This is a genomic window from Brevundimonas abyssalis TAR-001, from assembly GCF_000466985.1.
GTDB classification, from domain to species: Bacteria; Pseudomonadota; Alphaproteobacteria; order Caulobacterales; family Caulobacteraceae; genus Brevundimonas; species Brevundimonas abyssalis.
Genome location: NZ_BATC01000035.1, coordinates 1 through 16,220 on the forward strand (window position 1 = coordinate 1; position 16,220 = coordinate 16,220).

Annotated in this window: 11 protein-coding genes, 1 other RNA gene and 3 pseudogenes; 11 read left to right on the forward strand and 4 right to left on the reverse strand. The window is 70.2% G+C overall.

Going from position 1 to position 16,220, the window contains the following annotated elements:
- Window positions 1-119 precede the first annotated feature (119 nt).
- From cpaB to MBEBAB_RS09590, 7 genes and pseudogenes are all read left to right on the forward strand, one after another.
- Complete coding sequence (cpaB, locus tag MBEBAB_RS09560; protein WP_021697766.1) at window positions 120-1,055, forward strand: Flp pilus assembly protein CpaB; 936 nt, start codon at window positions 120-122, stop codon at window positions 1,053-1,055.
- Window positions 1,052-2,452, forward strand: a complete 1,401-nt coding sequence (locus MBEBAB_RS09565) for a type II and III secretion system protein family protein (protein ID WP_021697767.1) — start codon at window positions 1,052-1,054, stop codon at window positions 2,450-2,452. The genes cpaB and MBEBAB_RS09565 overlap by 4 nt, the downstream gene beginning before the upstream one ends.
- Before the next feature lie 8 nt (window positions 2,453-2,460).
- Window positions 2,461-3,138 carry a CpaD family pilus assembly protein gene (locus MBEBAB_RS09570; protein WP_021697768.1) on the forward strand — a complete coding sequence of 226 codons (678 nt, stop codon included), beginning with the start codon at window positions 2,461-2,463 and terminating at the stop codon, window positions 3,136-3,138.
- A 15-nt stretch (window positions 3,139-3,153) separates the two neighbouring features.
- Window positions 3,154-4,607 (forward strand): annotated as a pseudogene (locus tag MBEBAB_RS09575) (CpaE/TadZ family protein).
- Between the two features lie 398 nt (window positions 4,608-5,005).
- Window positions 5,006-6,231, forward strand: a pseudogene (locus MBEBAB_RS09580) (TadA family conjugal transfer-associated ATPase).
- A gap of 3 nt (window positions 6,232-6,234) precedes the next feature.
- Window positions 6,235-7,209, forward strand: a complete 975-nt coding sequence (locus tag MBEBAB_RS09585) for a type II secretion system F family protein (RefSeq protein WP_021697773.1) — start codon at window positions 6,235-6,237, stop codon at window positions 7,207-7,209.
- Between the two features lie 9 nt (window positions 7,210-7,218).
- Window positions 7,219-8,187 (forward strand): type II secretion system F family protein, encoded by a 969-nt coding sequence (locus tag MBEBAB_RS09590; RefSeq protein WP_021697774.1) that lies wholly within the window; start codon window positions 7,219-7,221, stop codon window positions 8,185-8,187.
- 98 nt (window positions 8,188-8,285) lie between these two features.
- On the opposite strand, the gene MBEBAB_RS09595 is transcribed toward MBEBAB_RS09590, so the two are convergent.
- Window positions 8,286-9,062 carry a tetratricopeptide repeat protein gene (locus tag MBEBAB_RS09595; RefSeq protein ID WP_045319151.1) on the reverse strand — a complete coding sequence of 259 codons (777 nt, stop codon included), beginning with the start codon at window positions 9,060-9,062 and terminating at the stop codon, window positions 8,286-8,288.
- A gap of 80 nt (window positions 9,063-9,142) precedes the next feature.
- Here MBEBAB_RS09595 and MBEBAB_RS09600 point away from each other — a divergent pair.
- Window positions 9,143-10,518 (forward strand): annotated as a pseudogene (locus MBEBAB_RS09600) (leucyl aminopeptidase family protein).
- Window positions 10,519-11,051: 533 nt separating this feature from the next.
- Window positions 11,052-11,414: a C40 family peptidase gene (locus MBEBAB_RS15150; RefSeq protein WP_052516781.1), complete on the forward strand. Its 363-nt coding sequence runs from the start codon at window positions 11,052-11,054 to the stop codon at window positions 11,412-11,414.
- A gap of 66 nt (window positions 11,415-11,480) precedes the next feature.
- Here the strand turns inward: MBEBAB_RS15150 and MBEBAB_RS09610 are convergent, their stop codons facing one another.
- Together MBEBAB_RS09610 and nudC are read right to left on the reverse strand one after the other, a co-directional pair.
- Window positions 11,481-12,191, reverse strand: coding sequence for a c-type cytochrome (locus tag MBEBAB_RS09610; protein ID WP_021697779.1), 711 nt, complete (start codon window positions 12,189-12,191; stop codon window positions 11,481-11,483).
- A gap of 118 nt (window positions 12,192-12,309) precedes the next feature.
- Window positions 12,310-13,224, reverse strand: coding sequence for an NAD(+) diphosphatase (gene nudC / locus MBEBAB_RS09615; protein WP_021697780.1), 915 nt, complete (start codon window positions 13,222-13,224; stop codon window positions 12,310-12,312).
- A gap of 79 nt (window positions 13,225-13,303) precedes the next feature.
- Between nudC and ffs the strand changes: the two genes are divergently transcribed.
- Window positions 13,304-13,399, forward strand: an RNA gene (ffs, locus tag MBEBAB_RS15670) — signal recognition particle sRNA small type.
- A 217-nt stretch (window positions 13,400-13,616) separates the two neighbouring features.
- Window positions 13,617-15,476: a DNA polymerase III subunit gamma/tau gene (locus MBEBAB_RS09620; protein ID WP_021697781.1), complete on the forward strand. Its 1,860-nt coding sequence runs from the start codon at window positions 13,617-13,619 to the stop codon at window positions 15,474-15,476.
- 33 nt (window positions 15,477-15,509) lie between these two features.
- Here the strand turns inward: MBEBAB_RS09620 and MBEBAB_RS09625 are convergent, their stop codons facing one another.
- Window positions 15,510-16,217 carry a lysophospholipid acyltransferase family protein gene (locus MBEBAB_RS09625; RefSeq protein ID WP_021697782.1) on the reverse strand — a complete coding sequence of 236 codons (708 nt, stop codon included), beginning with the start codon at window positions 16,215-16,217 and terminating at the stop codon, window positions 15,510-15,512.
- Window positions 16,218-16,220: the final 3 nt, after the last annotated feature.

Genomic DNA, 16,220 nt, shown 5'->3' on the forward strand with positions numbered 1-16,220 from the left:
CATGATGACCGCCGCCTTCTGACTCGGTCGCTTAGGGACGCGTTAACCCGCACCCTGCATGTTCGTTAACGGCAGGGGGTCGGATTCCGATCCGCCTGGCTTCTTCGGAGACGGACAGGATGAAACCCGCCCGCATCGCAGTCATCGGCATCGCCGCCGTCGCCGCCATCGCTCTTGCGCTGGTGGTGCGCGCCATGGGCAATTCCGGCGGCGAGCCCACCGCCACCGCCTCCGCGGCCGTGGAAGCCCCCCGCATGGCCAGGGTCCTGGTCGCCGCGCGCGACGTGCCTGTCGGCAAGCGGCTGGAGGCCGGCGACATGGAATGGAAGGACTGGCCCATCGACGGGCTCAATCCCGCCTATGTCACCGACGGCTCCGTTGCCTTGCCCGCCGCCGCCCCGCCCGCCGAGGGTGAGGCCGAAGCCGCCCCCGCCGTAGAGAATCAGGTCGAAGGCGCCGCCGCCACGGTGACCCGCGCCGTGAACGCCGTCGCCGGGACCGGCGCCCAGTCGGATTTCATCGGCTCCGTGGTGCGCGAGGGCTTCGTGGCCGGAGAGCCCATCGTGGCGCGCAAGATTGTGCGCTCGGGCGACAGCGGCTTCCTGGCCGCCTATCTGGAGCCGGGCATGCGCGCCATGGCCATCCGCGTCTCGGTGGAGACGGCCGCCGGCGGCTTCATCCTGCCGGGCGACCGGGTGGACGTGATCATGACCCGCGAACTTCGCAACAACAATCAGGAAGGCGGCTCGGCCCAGCGTCACACGACCACCACGGTCATGCAGAACGTCAAGGTGCTGGCCGTCGATCAGACCACCCAGGCAAGCGATGACGCCCAGTCCGTGGTCGGCGCCACCGCTACCCTGGAGGTGTCGCCGGGCGACGCCGAGGTGCTGTCCCTGGCCCGGGCCGAGGGCGACCTGTCGCTGGTGCTGCGCTCCTACGCCGACGCGGCCGGACCTTCGGGACGCACCGGCCGCATGGCCTCGGGAGGCGGCGACTCCCGGGTCGTGCGCATCCATCGCGGCGACCAGGTCGAAACGGTGGTGCTCCAATGAGAAAGTCCCTGGCCCTGATCTCGGCGGTCGCCCTGGCCCTGGCGCCGCTGTCGGCCGCGCCCGCCGCCGCCCAATCCAGCATCCGCGTGGCCGTGGGCGGTGAAACCCAGTCCCTGAACCTGCCGCGCGGACGCTCCGCCGCGGTGGATCTGCCCGTCGACGCCCGCGACGTCATCGTCTCCAATCCCGCGGTCGCCGAGGCCATGCTGCATTCGCCGCGCCGCATCACGGTGGTGGGCATCGCGCCGGGCGAGACCGACGCGGTGTTCCTGGACGCCTCGGGCCGCGCCATCCTGAACCTTTCCATCCGCGTGGACGCCGGTGTGGGCGCCCTGTCGGACACCCTGGCCCGTCTCCTGCCCGGCGCGAGCATCCGCGCCGAAGCGGTCAACGAAAGCATCATCCTGACCGGCACGGCCTCCACCCCGGCCGAGGCCGATCGCGCGGCCCAGATCGCGCGCCAGTTCGTCAGTGATCCCGAACGGGTCCTCAACATGATCGGCGTCACCGGCGCGGATCAGGTGACCCTGCGCGCCCGCGTGGTCGAGGTGCAGCGCAGCGCCGTCAAGCAACTGGGGCTGGACATGAACGCCCTGGTGGCCAGCGCCGGGGACAGCTTCCGTTTCGAGCAGACGGCCACCTTCGGGGTGGGCGGCTCGATCCTGGGCGGCGGCGGTCTCACCTATGAAGACACGGGGCCGGACAGCATCACCGCCACCCTGCGCGCCTTCGAACGGGTCGGACTGGTGCGCACCCTGGCCGAGCCGAACCTGACCTCCATCAACGGCGAGAACGCCAGCTTCCTGGCGGGCGGCGAGTTTCCGGTGCCGGTGGGGCGCGACCAGCAGGGCAACATCCTGACCGAGTACAAGCCCTATGGCGTGGCGCTGTCGTTCCGCCCGGTGGTCCTGTCGGGCGGCCGCATCTCGCTGCAGATCTCCACCGAGGTGTCCGAGCTGACCAGCCAGGGCGCCCTGACCCTGGGGGCGGGGACGCCCAACGCCATCACCCTGCCGGGCCTCAACGTCCGCCGCGCCCAGACGACGGTCGAGATGCCCTCGGGCGGGGCCATGATGATCGCGGGCCTGCTGCAGGAATCCACCCGCCAGAACATCGACTCCCTGCCCGGGGTGACCAATCTGCCGGTTCTCGGGGCCCTGTTCCGCTCGCGCGACTATCTCATGGGTGAGACCGAGCTGGTCATCATCATCGAGCCGTTCATCGTTTCGCCCACCAGCCGCGACGCCATGCAGACGCCGGCCGACGGCCTGCAGATCGCCGGCGACGCCCAGACCATCTTCTTCGGCCAGCTGAACCAGGCCTATGGAACGCCCGCCCCGTCTCCCGCCTCGCCGTCCAACGGCTGGCAGGGACCGGTCGGCTATGTGATCGAGTAGGAGTGGCCATGACCCCCGTGCGACCCCTCAGCCTGATCGCCGCCCTGGCCGCGAGCACCGCCCTGGCGGCCTGCGCCGCCGGCGCGGGCTCGTCTGCCCCCCTCCCGATCACCCCGACCGCCCGCTGGGCCCTGCAGGTTGAGGACGGTCTGGACCGCATCGCCCTGGCGGTTCACCCGACCGGGCTTTCGGGCAACCAGCGCGCCGCCCTGTCGGCCCTGGCGGGCCGTTTCGCCCATGCCGGCGGCGACGTCATCGTGGTGCAGGCCCCCGCCGGCGACGATCCCGTCACGGGCGAGGCCGCCTGGAGCACCCGCGCCGCCCTTCAGGAGATGGGCGTGCCCGGCGACCGCATCCGGGTGGAGAGCTATCACGCCCCTGACCCCCGGGCGCCGATCCTGGCCGGGTTCACGACGGTGCGGGCGCACGTGCCCCGCTGCGGCGCCGCGTGGGAGAGCCTGTCGCGCACAGGCTCCAACCAGTCGCCCTCCAACTTCGGCTGCGCCGTCAACGCCAATCTGGCGGCCCAGATCGCTGATCCGCGCGACATCGCCGCGCCGCGCGCCATGACGCCGGTGGACGCCGCCCGCCGGGCGGTGGTGTTCGAAAACTACCGGGCGGGCGAGCCCACCTCGGCGCCCCAGGAAGAGCTGGTGCGCAGCCGTGTCTCACAGGCCGTGGACTAGGAGCGGGCATCACCGATGAACAACGCCTTCGCGCCACAGCCCTATGACGAATTCGAGGACGACCTCGACCTCGATCTCGGTCCGCCGCCCGGACCGGGCGCCACGCCCGATGCGGATCGCCAGCCGCTGCAGTTCACCGCCTCGGAGGGACAGGGTCCGGCGCCCGAGCCCGCATCCCAGCTTCCGGCCGCGCCGTTCAATCCGGTGGGCGAGCTGGTGGCCGGCGCCGCAAGCGCCCTGACCCCCATCGGCCAGACCGTCGACGTCTCGATCCCGCGCATCGCCATCCACATTTTCGCCGAACGTCAGGACACCCTGGCCGCCGCCGAGCGCGCGGGCCAGGACCGGCGTCTGTCGCGGGCCACGACCCAGGTGCGCCTCGGCGGCGTCGCCGCGGCCGTGGAGACCTACGGCCATGAGCCGACCCCGCCGCTGATCGTGGTCGAATGCCTGGCCGGCGCCGAGGACCTGCTGAACGAGATCGATCACCTGGCCCAGGTCTGCGACCAGGGCACCAAGGTGGTGGTGATCGGCCCGACCAACGACATCCTGCTGTATCGCGAACTGATCCGGCGCGGCGTGAGCGAGTATCTGGTGGCGCCGATCCAGCCGCTGCAGCTGATCGCGGCCATCGGCGGACTTTTCAACGATCCGGCCCAGCCCTTCGTGGGCCGGACCATCGCTTTCGTCGGCGCGCGCGGCGGCGCCGGCGCCTCGGCTGTGGCCCACAACACCGCCTACGCCATGTCCGAGCGGATCGGCGCCAACACCGTCATCGTCGACTATGACCTGCCGTTCGGCACGGCGGGGCTGGACTTCAACCAGGACCCGCTGAACGGGGTGGCCGACGCCCTGGGCCAGCCCGAGCGCCTGGACCAGACGCTGCTGGACCGCATGATGGTGCGCTGCACCGACCGGCTCAGCCTGTTCGCCGCGCCCGCCACCCTGGACGGAGACTGGGACATCGCGCCGGAGGCTTCGAGGAGGTCACCAGCCGCATCCGCCAGACAGCGCCCTTCGTGGTGCTGGACCTGCCGCATCTGTGGAACGCCTGGATGCGCCGGACCCTGATTTCGGCCGACGAGGTGGTGGTCGTGGCTACTCCTGACCTGGCCTCGCTGCGCAACGCCAAGAACATGATGGACCTGATCCGTCAGGGCCGCCCCAACGACGCGCCGCCCCGGCTGGTGCTGAACCAGGTGGGCGTGCCGGGACGCCCCGAGATTCCGGCCAAGGACTTCGGCGCCGCCCTGGGCGTGCACCCCAGCCTGACCATTCCCTTCGAGCCCAAGGTGTTCGGGGCGGCCGCCAACAACGGCCAGATGATCCTGGACGCCGCCGCCAAGTCCAGGTCGGCCGAAGGGTTCCAGACCCTGGCCCAGATCGTGTCGCGCCGCGAGATCGCCGCCCTTCCGGCGGCCAGAAAGCCGGGCGGCAAGTCGCTGTTCGGCAAGCTTTTCAAGCGCTAGGGAGGCAAGGGCCGCATCGTGTTCGGCAAGCGCACAGCAACGGCCGGCCAGACCCTGGCGCCTTCACGCCCGGCGCAGCCCGCGCCCGGGCCGTCGGAGGCCGAGGCCTTCGCGCCCGACGCCGACGGGGGCCAGGCGCCGGGCCAGGGCCGCATGGCGCAGCCTATGTCTCGCCGCCGCTGGACGATGTGCAGCCGGACCGGCTGGAGGCGCTGGCCCCCAAGCCCCAGGCGAACCGGCCGGCCTCACCCCCGGGCGGCGCGGCGCGGCCGGCCGGCCCCGGACCGCGCGCCACCGCCGGCTTCGAGCAGCTGAAAAAGGCCCAGGCGGTCGCCGAGATCGTCAGCGAGCAGTCCGACTATTATCACGCCACGAAGACGACGATCTTCAACGCGCTGATGAACACCATCGACCTGGCCCAGCTGGCCCAGCTGGACACCAAGGCGGCGTCGGAGGAGATCCGCGACATCGTCGCCGAGCTGGTGGCGATCAAGAACGTCTCCATGTCGGTGGCCGAGCAGGAGCACCTGGTCCAGGACATCGTCAATGATGTGCTGGGCTATGGCCCGCTGGAGCCGCTGCTGGCCCGCGACGACATCGCCGACATCATGGTCAACGGCGCGGGCCGGGTGTTCATCGAGGTGGGCGGCAAGGTCCAGCTGACCAACGTCCGCTTCCGCGACAACACCCAGCTGATGAACATCTGCCAGCGGATCGTGTCCCAGGTGGGCCGCCGCGTGGATGAAAGCTCGCCCATCTGCGACGCCCGCCTGCCGGACGGGTCGCGCGTCAACGTCATCGCCCCGCCGCTGGCCATCGACGGCCCGACGCTGACGATCCGGAAGTTCAAGAAAGACAAGCTGACGATGAAGAACCTGGTGGAGTACGCCTCCATCAGTCCCGAGGGCGCGCGCGTTCTCGGCGTCATCGGCGCGTCGCGCTGCAATCTGGTGATCTCGGGCGGCACGGGCTCGGGCAAGACGACCCTGCTGAACACCCTGACGGCCTTCATCGACCCCACCGAGCGGGTCGTGACCTGCGAGGACGCGGCCGAGCTGCAGCTGCAGCAGCCGCACGTGGTGCGCCTCGAGACCCGCCCGCCGAACCTGGAGGGCCAGGGCCAGATCACCATGCGGGATCTGGTCAAGAACTGCCTGCGCATGCGTCCCGAGCGGATCATCGTCGGCGAGGTCCGCGGGCCCGAGGCGTTCGACCTGCTGCAGGCCATGAACACCGGCCATGACGGCTCCATGGGCACCCTGCACGCCAACAGTCCCCGCGAAGCCATCAGCCGGATGGAGTCCATGATCACCATGGGCGGCTACGGCCTGCCCTCCAAGACCATCCGCGAGATGATCGTCGGCTCCGTGGACGTCATCATCCAGGCGGCGCGTCTGCGCGACGCTCGCGCCGCATCACCCACATCACCGAGGTGGTGGGGCTGGAAGGCGACGTGATCGTCACCCAGGACCTGTTCGTCTACGAGATCACAGGCGAGGACGAGAACGGCCGCGTGATCGGGCGTCACCGCTCCACCGGCATCGCCCGGCCCCGGTTCTGGGACCGCGCGCGCTATTACGGGCTCGAGCGGGAACTGGCCGAAGCCCTGGACGCGGCGGAATAAGCCATGCTGGAGCTCACCGCCGCCGTTCTCGCCTTCGTGGTCATCGCCAGCCTCGGCTGGGTCTTTGTGGGCGGAGAGGATTCCTCGGACCGCGCCGTCAAGCGCGCCCAGGCGTTCGGCAATCCCAAGAAGGCCGCCGCGGCCGCCCGCGCCGCCGCGGCCAACACCCCCGAACAGCGCCGCAAGCAGATCATGGATCAGCTCAAGGAGTCTGACCGCAAGGAGCGCAAGGCCCGGGTGACCATGGCGGCCAAGCTGCGTCAGGCGGGTCTGTCCATGAAGATGCGCACCTTCATCATCTTCAGCGTCATGTCCGGTCTCGCGTTCGGCCTGATCGCCCTGGTGCTGGGCCTCAATCCCCTGCTGACCATCGGGGTGGCCCTGATCACCGGCGTGGGGCTGCCCCGCTGGGTCGTGGGCTTTCTGGGCAAGCGCCGCATGAAGAAATTCTCGGGCGAATTCGCCAACGCCGTGGACGTCATCGTGCGCGGCATCAAGTCGGGCCTGCCGGTCCACGACTGCTTCAAGATCATCGCCCGCGAAAGCCCGGCGCCGCTGGGGCCCGAGTTCCAGCGGCTGGTCGAGGGTCTGGGCGTGGGCCTGACCCTGTCGCAGGCGCTGGACCGCATGTACGAGCGCATGCCGACCCCGGAGCTGCGTTTCTTCGCCATCGTCATCGCCATTCAGCAGAAGACCGGCGGCAATCTGGCCGAGGCTCTGGGCAACCTGTCCGCGGTCCTGCGCGCGCGCCGCATGATGGGCGAGAAGATCAAGGCCATGTCGTCCGAGGCCGTGGCCTCGGCGGGCATCATCGGCTCGCTGCCCCCGGCGGTGATGATGATCGTGATGATCACCACCCCGGCCTACATGATCCTGCTGTTCACCGATCCGCGCGGCCAGATCATGCTGCTGATCTCGGCCATGTGGATGTCCATGGGGATCTTCGTGATGAAGCGCATGATCTCGTTCAAGTTCTAGGGGCGGCGGATGGACCTGATCGCCTTCTTCACGGACCTGCAGAACCTGCTCTCGATCGGGGTGGGGGTGCTGGTCTTCGCCACCCTGGTCACGGTGATGAGCTCCATGACCCAGGGCGCCCAGCTGGAAGGCCGCATGAAGGCGGTCGCCGTGCGGCGCGAGGAGCTGCGTCGCCGCTCGCGCGAGGCCATCGTGCGCAACGCCCAGGGCGGGCTGCGCCACACCGATGACGGCTTCAAGAAGCGGGTGGTGGAGCGGCTGAATCTCTCCAAGCTGCTGGAAGACCCGAAGGTGGCCGACAAGATGGCCCAGGCGGGTTTCCGCGGGCCGCGCCCCCTGACCACCTTCTACTTCTTCCGCTTCGCCACGCCGTTCGTGTTCCTGTCGGTGGCGGTCTTCTACTTCTACGTCCTGGGGGTGATGGACCTGCCGTCCATGTCGCGCCTGGCCCTGACGGTGATGGCTGCGGGCTTCGGCTTCTATGCGCCGAACCTGTTTCTCGAGAACCGCATCGCCAAGCGTCGGACCTCGATCATGCAGGCGTTTCCCGACGCCCTGGACCTGATGCTGATCTGCGTGGAATCCGGCATGTCCGTGGACGCCGCCGTCGCCAAGGTCAGCCAGGAGATCGGCGGCCGCTCCATCGAGCTGGCCGAGGAGATGTCCCTGCTGTCGGCGGAGCTCAGCTATCTGCCGGAGCGGCGCATGGCCTATGAAGGCATGTCCCGCCGCACCAACCATCCCGGCGTCAAGGCGGTCATGACCTCCATGATCCAGTCCGAACAGTACGGCACGCCCCTGGGCACCGCGCTGCGCGTCATGGCCAAGGAGAATCGCGACCTGCGCCTGTCGGCCGCCGAGAAGAAGGCCGCCTCCCTGCCGGCCAAGCTGACCGTGCCGATGATCCTGTTCTTCCTGCCGGTGCTGTTCATCGTCATCCTGGGCCCCGCGATCATCAAGATCCAGGACAGCATGTAGGGCGCTGCGTCGCCTCGCGGCGGCCCGCAGCATTCTTCTTGCCCTATGCTCGCGTCGCGGACGCTCGCGGCTTGAGGGCCTTTTCTTGGGGCTTTGGCCTAGCGTCCCGAGAGGGACTCCCAGGTGCGGGCGCCGGTCGGGCGGGCGGCTTCGTTGTCCAGCCAGTTCAGGTTGCGGTCCGCCTGCTCGGGCGGCAGGTGGCGGCGCAGGATCTGCTCCGCCTCGGCACGGTTTCCGTTCAGCCCGAGCACAAGGGCCAGATTTTGACGCATCTGAAGGCTGGCCCCCGGCTGCGCCACGGCGCGGCGCAACAGGGGCTCGGCCCCGGCGGAGTCGCCGCCGGCGACCATGGCCATGGCCATGTTGGACAGGACGGTCGGATTTTCAGGCGAGAGGGTGAGGGCCGCCGTCCAGGCGGCCTGGGCGTCGGCCGGGCGCCGGACCTGCTGATAGGCCACGCCCAGCAGCGACAGGGGCCGCCAGTCGTTCGGCGCCGCGTCGCGCGCCTGCTCCAGCGCCGCGACGCCGTAGAAGGCCTGGCCGCGCGCGATGTGCGCCCGGCCGACCTCCAGCATGGCCTCGACATTGCCCGGCTGGACCATCAGCACGCCCTGGGCCGCCTCGGCGGCGCGGTCATGGCGTCCCAGTTCGCGCAGGGCCTGGGCCAGGCGCACCCCCGCGACCGGATCATTCGGGTTGACCTCCACCTCGCGGCCCCAGAACACCGAGCGCGCCAGCGGATCGGCCCGATCATAGGCGGCGCGCTGCTCCGCGGTCGCGGTGGTCGGCGCCGGGGCAGCCGTCTCCTGCGCCAGGGCCGGGGCGGCCGAAGCCAGAAGGAGGGCGGTTGCGGCGAAGGTCAGCTTGCGCGACATGGGTTCGGTCCGAACGGTTTCCTGCATGCCCGAGTCTGGCCCGTTCGCGTCAACCCTTGGTTAATCCGTGAAAGACCGCCATGCCCGACGCCGTCATCGCCTCCGCTGAAGGACACGCCGTTCCGATCCGCCTCGTCGCCGAGGGGGCCGAGATCACGGACAGCCGCGTCGCCGCCTGGGCCAAGGCGAACGGCTTCAAGGGCGCGCGCGGCGAACTGCTGGCGGCCCCGGGTGACGACGGCGGTGTTCAGGCGGTTCTGTGGGGCGCGGGCGAGGCCTTCGATCCCATGACCGCCCGCGCCCTGCCCACGCGTCTGCCCGCCGGGGACTACGCCTTCGAGGGGCTGGAGGACGGCGACGCGGCGCTGGCGGCTCTGGCCTTCGCCCTGGGGGCCTACCGGTTCGACCGCTACAAGCCGAAGAAGGACAAGGGCGCGGCCCGTCTGGTGGCGCCGGGCGGCGTCGATCTGGACGACCTGACCCGCATCGTCGCCGCCGCCGCTTTGGCCCGGGAGATGGTGGACACCCCCGCCGCCGACATGGGGCCGCTGCAGATCGAGACCATCGCGCGCGAGATCGCCGAGGAGTCCGGCGCCGCGATCACCGTCACCACCGGGGACGCCCTGCTGGAGACGAACTATCCGGCGGTGCACGCGGTGGGCCGGGCCGCCACGGCGCTGCGGGCGCCGCGCCTGATCGAGATCGGCTGGAACCTGGACAAGGCCGACCTGCCGCTGGTGGCGCTGGTGGGCAAGGGCGTGGTGTTCGATACAGGCGGGCTGGACATCAAGCCCGCCGCCGGCATGCGCAACATGAAGAAGGACATGGGCGGCTCGGCCCACGCCCTGGCGCTGGGGCGGCTGGTGATGCAGGCGGGCCTTAAGGTGCGGCTGGTCGTGCTGGTGGCGGCGGTGGAGAACGCCATCTCGGCGGACGCCTTCCGGCCCGGCGACATCCTGTCCACCCGCGCCGGTCTGACCGTGGAGGTGGGAAACACCGACGCCGAAGGCCGTCTGGTGCTGGCGGACGCCCTGGCCCGGGCCGGGGAGCATCAGCCGGACCTGACCCTGGATTTCGCCACCCTGACCGGGGCCGCGCGCATCGCCCTGGGGCCGGAGCTGCCGCCGGTCTACACTGATGACGAGGCCCTCGCCGCCGACCTGCTGGACGCCGCCCGCCGGGTGCGCGATCCCTTGTGGCGCATGCCCTTGTGGCCCGGCTACCGCGACAGCCTGAACAGCGAGATGGCCGATCTGCGCAACGATTCCGCGCCTGGGCCCAGGCAGGATCGGTGACCGCCGCCCTGTTCCTGCAACGCTTCGCGCCGAAGACCGGGGCGTGGGCGCATCTGGACATCTTCGCCTGGAATCCGCGCACCCGGCCGGGACACCCCGAGGGCGGCGAAGCCCAGTCCCTGCGCGCCTGTTTCGCCATGCTGCGGTCGCGTTATGCCTGACAGTAACCAACGATATTAACCGCCCCTTCGGCATCGCGGTGTAGGGATGAAGCTCCCGATCCATGGACCGCGATCCTTGTCCCTGCCCTCTGCCCATGATCCGCGCGTGACCCTGGCCCGGCCCGACCTGGCCGAGCAGGCGCTTGAGGGCGTGCTGGAGGCCGGACAATACCGGGCGGTCACACCCATGCAGTGCGTCCTGCCGACGACGCCGGTGCGCGACGGGGCCGATGACGCCGCCGTTCTGATCGATCAATTGGCCTCGGGGAAATTTTCGATGTGCTGGAGATCTCGGGCGGCTGGGCCTGGGGCCGTTCGCGACGAGACGGCGTCGTGGGGCATGTGGCCGTGGAAGGTCTCACCGAAGAGGTGCTTGAGCCGACCCACCGGGTGGCTTCGGTCGACGCTCCAATTCTCGATGCGCCGGACGATGCGCCGCACGCCGTCCTCACCCTGAACGCCCTTGTGAGCGTGCTCGAGGTCCAGGGCGGCTTCGCCCGTGTGGCGCGCCTGGCTGGATCGCTCTGGCCGAAGTGGCCGATTTCCACGCCTTTGACGCCGAACCCGCCGCCGTGGCCGAACGCTTCGTGGGCGCGCCGTTCCAGCCGGGCGGCCGCGACCGGACCGGTCTCGACGCGCCGGCCCTGGTTCAACAGGCTTTGTACGCCTGCGGTCTGGGCTGTCCCCGCGCGGCGGATCAGCAACAGACCCTTGGCCGCGCCGCCGCCGCCGAAACCCTGATGCGCGGCGACCTGATCTTCTGGCCCGACCATGTGGCCATGATGCTGGACGCCGAACGGTTGATCCACGCCGATCCTGACAGGGGCGTGGCGGTGGAGACCCTCGCCGACGCCGTGTCCCGCCGGGATCAGCCCAGCGCCTGTCGCCGCCTCTAGCGTCCCCGCCCATGAAAAAGGCCCGGACCTTTGCGGGCCGGGCCTTTGATTTCCTGAGAAGGGACCTCAGTTCTGAGGAGAACTGGTCGCCGCGGGCTGGGCCGGGCTGGTGGCTTCCTCGTCCGGCTGGGCGGCGACGCCCTCTTCCGGGGTCTGCTCCACGCCTTCACCCTCGACGGCCTCGCCCTCGGCCGGGGTCTCCTCCTCGGCGCCCGGCTGGCGCGAGGGATCCGGCGCGGGGATGGCGTAGCCGCTCGAACCCTGCGACCGCAGGTAGGCGATCAGAGCCACACGCTCCTCGGTGTTGCGGATGCCCGCGAAGGACATCTTGGTGCCGCGCACGTGACGCGACGGGGCGGTGATGAACTGGTCCAGTTCGTCATAGGTCCAGGTGGGGTTCTGGGCCGCGTGCTCGCGCAGGGCGGGCGAATAGTCGAAGCCCGCGCTGTGCAGCATCGGACCGCCGACGGCGCCCCACAGGTTCGGGCCGATGCCGTCGGCGCCGCCCTGATTGATGGTGTGGCAGGCCATGCAGCGGGCGAAGGCGCGCTCACCGGCCGCGATGTCGGCCACAGGCAGAACCGTGCCCCAGTCCGGCGGCAGCTCCACTTCGGCGGCGCCGGCGGCGGCTTCCTCAGGCGCGTCGATGAAATAGCCCATCTCCTCCGGCGGTTCGCTGGAATAGATGAAGCCTGACACCTGGTTTACGCCCAGAATGACGAGGACTGTCGCCAGACCGGCGCCGAAAATCTTGTTCCACTTCAGATCGCCGCTCATGCGCGTGGTCGAGTCCCGTGTAGAGGGCCGAATTCCGGCCAAGGTCATGGTTTGCGGCTGTCTTACACGGCCCGGCGGGGTTCGCAACCGCCTGAACGGCGTCCCGGCGTCGCAGGGGTCAGTCTTCGGCGTCGATCCAGGCCTGCAGCAGGGTGCGGGCGATGGCGATCGGCGGAGGGGGCAGAACCTCGGCATGGGTTCCAGCCAGCACGGCGCGGGCCTCCTCACGGGTCAGCCAGGCCACCGCTTCCAGCTCGGTCTGGTCCGGGGCGGCGCGGTCATGGCTGACGTCGCAGATCAGGCCGATCATCAGCTGGGACGGGAACGGCCACGGCTGGCTGGAGTGATAGCGCACGGCGGTGACCTCCAGGCCCGCCTCTTCCTCAACCTCGCGGGCGCAGGCCTCCTCGATGCTTTCGCCCGGCTCGAGAAATCCGGCCAGGGCCGACATGCGACCTGCGGGCCAGGACGCCTGGCGGCCGAGCAGGCAACGGTCCTGATGTGTCGGCAGCATGATCACCACCGGGTCCACCCGCGGGAAATGCTCGGCCCGGCACGCGGGACACGCCCGTCGCCAGCCGCCGCCCGAATCCCGGGTCTCGGTCCCGCAGGCGGCGCAGAAGCCGTGCCGCCGGCGCCAGTCGAACAGGGACTTGGCTGCACCCGCCATGGCCGCCTCGTGGCCCGGCAGCAGGGCGGCGGCGGCCCGCATCTCGTGAAAGGCGCCCAGACCCATGACCGGCCCCGCAGCGGGGTCGGCCGCGCCCTCGAACTCCACTGCGAACACCGGCGCATCCTTCCACAGGCCCAGGAAGGCGCGGCGGTCGCGGGTCAGGTCCATGGCGTGGGGCATGGACAGCCAGGTCAGGCGCGGGCCGTCGGCGTGATCCTCGATCAGGGGCCGGCCCTCCCACAACGCCAGGGCCAGGGCGTGGGGATTCTCCTCCTGCCCGGCGATCCAGTCGGGATCGTTGCGCCGGTCGCTGGCGCGCTCCAGTCGGTTGCCGGAAAAGGTGTTCAGGAGAAAGGCCATCGCCGCCTATCTAGGCTCGAGCGCCCGGCGCCGGAAGGCCCCGCTTGATCAATCGGCGTTTAGACGCCATATCCCTTCTCGGAGATCGGTGCGGGCGGAGGCTTCGCCAACCTGGTCAGGGCCGGAAGGCAGCAGCCACAACGAATTCACCTTCGGGTCGTGTCGGTCTCCACCTCCATCTTTTTTGCCCTAACGCTCGCCGCGCGGCGGCTCGCTGCTTGAGGGCAGAGGCCTGCCTTATGCTCGCGCCGCGGACGCTCGCGGCTTGAGGGCGCGATTTTCGCCCTATCGCGCGGCCCACGGGGCCTCGCTGCTTGAGGGCTTTTTCCGAAACTGTTGGAAATCGAGCGCGCCGTCTTCGCAGCGGCGGACTTCGCGCGCTATGACAGGGCATGAGCGACACGGACCTGAAATCGGACGGGCCTCCCTGGGAGGACGACGCCCTTGATGGCGGCGCGCCTGAGATCGAGGTCGAAGAGCGCGATCCCAACACCGACGACATGTTCGGCGCCCCCGCTGAGGCCGCCCCGGTTGAAGCGGCTGTCGTGGCGCCCCCGGCCGCGCCCGCGGCGGCGCGGACCGATGACGTCGCCTACACCGTGCTGGCGCGCAAATACCGGCCGCTCACCTTCGAGGACCTGATCGGTCAGGAGGCGATGGTGCGGACGCTCACCAACGCCTTCTCCAGCGGCCGCATCGCCCACGCCTTCATGCTGACCGGGGTGCGCGGGGTGGGCAAGACCACCACGGCCCGCCTGCTGGCCCGGGCGCTGAACAACGAATCCGACACCATCGACCGCCCCTCCCTGGCCCTGACGGCCAACGGCCGCCACGACGCGGCCATCATGGAAGGCCGGCACATGGACGTCATGGAGATGGACGCCGCCAGCCACACCGGCGTGGGCGACATCCGCGACATCCTGGACAGCGTCCGCTACGGCCCGGTCGAGGCGCGCTACAAGGTCTATGTGCTGGACGAGGTGCACATGCTCTCGACCCAGGCCTTCAACGCCCTGCTGAAGACTCTGGAAGAGCCCCCGCCCCACGCCAAATTCGTCTTCGCCACCACCGAGATCCGCAAGGTGCCGGTGACGATCCTGTCGCGCTGCCAGCGTTTCGACCTGCGCCGGGTCGAGCCCGAAATCCTGTCCGAACACCTGGCGAAGGTGGCGGACAAGGAAGGCATGAAGATCGACAGCGAGGCCCTGGCCCTGATCGCCCGGGCCGCCGAGGGCTCGGTGCGCGACGGGCTGTCCCTGCTGGATCAGGCCCTGGTCCAGGCCGAGGGCGGCCAGATGGTCAAGGCCGAGGTGGTGCGCGACATGCTGGGGCTGGCCGACCGGACCCAGACCATCGGCCTGTTCGAAAGCCTGATGGGCGGCCGCACGCCCGAGGCGCTGGAGATGTTCCGCCAGCTCTACGGCTTCGGTGCCGATCCGACCCAGGTGGTCAATGATCTGCTGGAGCATTGCCACGCGGCCTCGGTGTCCAAGATGCTGGGCCCGGCGGCCACCCGCCTGCCCAATGATCAGGCCCAGAGGCTGGCGGCGCTGGGCGCCTCCATCTCGGCCGGCTCGCTGTCGCGGGTCTGGTCCATGCTGCTGAAGGCCCATGAGGAGGTGCGTCGCGCGCCCAATCCGGCCGACGCGGTGGAGATGGCCATCGTCCGCCTCGCCTACGCCGCCGACTTGCCCGGTCCGGAAGAGGCGCTGAAGAAGCTGCAGTCCGGCGACCCCATGGGCGGCGGTTCCGGCCCGTCCGCGCCGCGCGGCGGTGGTGGCGGCGGCGGGGCCAGCGCCCAGGTCGCCGCGCGGCCCGGCGCCCAGGCTGAACAGCTCCCCGATCCCCAGACCTTCGACCAGACCGTCGCCCTGATCGGCGAGAAGCGCGACATCGGCCTGCAGATGGATGTGCAGCGCTATGTGCGCCTGATCGCCTTCAAGCCCGGCGCCATCACCTTCGAGCCGGTCCCGGGCGCGCCCCATGATCTGGCCCGGCGGCTGGCCTCGCGGCTCAAGGACTGGACCGGCCGGACCTGGTTGATCGCCGCCAACGGCCAGGGCGGGGGCGAGACCCTGATCGAGCGCGACCGCCGCGCGAAGGATGTGGCGCGTCAGGCGATCCTCGACGACCCCTTTGTGCGGGCGGTCATGCAGACCTTCCCCGGCGCCGAACTGGGCGAGGTCCGCACCCTGGCGCCCGCCGCGCCCGAGACCCCGGAAATCCCCGACGAAGCTTCGGACGACGACTGAGGGCGCGACGCCGAGGGCCCCGGTGGTTGAGGCCTAGTCCCGCAGCAGCCCGCGTGAAGCCGCCTCGATGTCGGCTTCCAGCCGCGCCATGAACTCGGCGCGTTTCAGCCCGGCGGGCAGGGGCGGCAGGAAGGCGAAGGTGACCACGCCGGGGCGGTAGATGAAGCCCTTGGCCGGCCAGCAGCGCCCGGAGTCCGTGGCCATCAGGTGGCAGGGCGCGTCCAGGTCGCGGTAGATGGCCGCCACCCCCGGCTTGTAGTCGCCGGGCTCTCCGGGAAGCGTCCGCGTGCCCTCGGGGAAGATCAGGATCTGCCGTCCCTCGGCCAGCCGCACGCGGGTCTGGCGCACCATGTCCTTCAGGGCCTTTGAGTGGGCCGCGCGGTCCACGGCGATCATCTTCGTCTTCCAGGCGAACCAGCCGAAGAAGGGCAGGGGCGTCAGCTCCTTCTTCAGCACGAAACAGGGGTCATCCAGGAAGGTGAAGGGGGCCACGATGTCGAGCATGCCCTGGTGCTTGCCCGCCAGCAGGGCGGCCCCCTTGGGCCGGTGCTCGAGCCCCGTCACCACCACCTTGATCCCCGCCAGCCAGCGCAGGCCGAACAGCACCGTGTGCGCCCACAGCCGGATGACCGCCATGGCATAGCGGTGCGGCATCAGCAGCGCGGGCGACAGGCCCACGGCGAACAGCGGCATGGACAGCCAGAGCCACAGGTTGAACAGGATGGAGCGCAGGATGATCAAGGG

What these genes read in the sequence shown, in the direction of transcription:
- nudC (WP_021697780.1), bottom strand. Translation starts at nt 13,224, where the DNA reads ATGGCCTTTCTCCTGAACACCTTTTCCGGCAACCGACTGGAGCGCGCC.
- MBEBAB_RS09610 (WP_021697779.1), bottom strand. Translation starts at nt 12,191, where the DNA reads ATGAGCGGCGATCTGAAGTGGAACAAGATTTTCGGCGCCGGTCTGGCG.
- MBEBAB_RS09570 (WP_021697768.1), top strand. Translation starts at nt 2,461, where the DNA reads ATGACCCCCGTGCGACCCCTCAGCCTGATCGCCGCCCTGGCCGCGAGC.
- MBEBAB_RS09590 (WP_021697774.1), top strand. Translation starts at nt 7,219, where the DNA reads ATGGACCTGATCGCCTTCTTCACGGACCTGCAGAACCTGCTCTCGATC.
- MBEBAB_RS09620 (WP_021697781.1), top strand. Translation starts at nt 13,617, where the DNA reads ATGAGCGACACGGACCTGAAATCGGACGGGCCTCCCTGGGAGGACGAC.
- MBEBAB_RS09565 (WP_021697767.1), top strand. Translation starts at nt 1,052, where the DNA reads ATGAGAAAGTCCCTGGCCCTGATCTCGGCGGTCGCCCTGGCCCTGGCG.
- MBEBAB_RS09595 (WP_045319151.1), bottom strand. Translation starts at nt 9,062, where the DNA reads ATGTCGCGCAAGCTGACCTTCGCCGCAACCGCCCTCCTTCTGGCTTCG.
- MBEBAB_RS09585 (WP_021697773.1), top strand. Translation starts at nt 6,235, where the DNA reads ATGCTGGAGCTCACCGCCGCCGTTCTCGCCTTCGTGGTCATCGCCAGC.
- cpaB (WP_021697766.1), top strand. Translation starts at nt 120, where the DNA reads ATGAAACCCGCCCGCATCGCAGTCATCGGCATCGCCGCCGTCGCCGCC.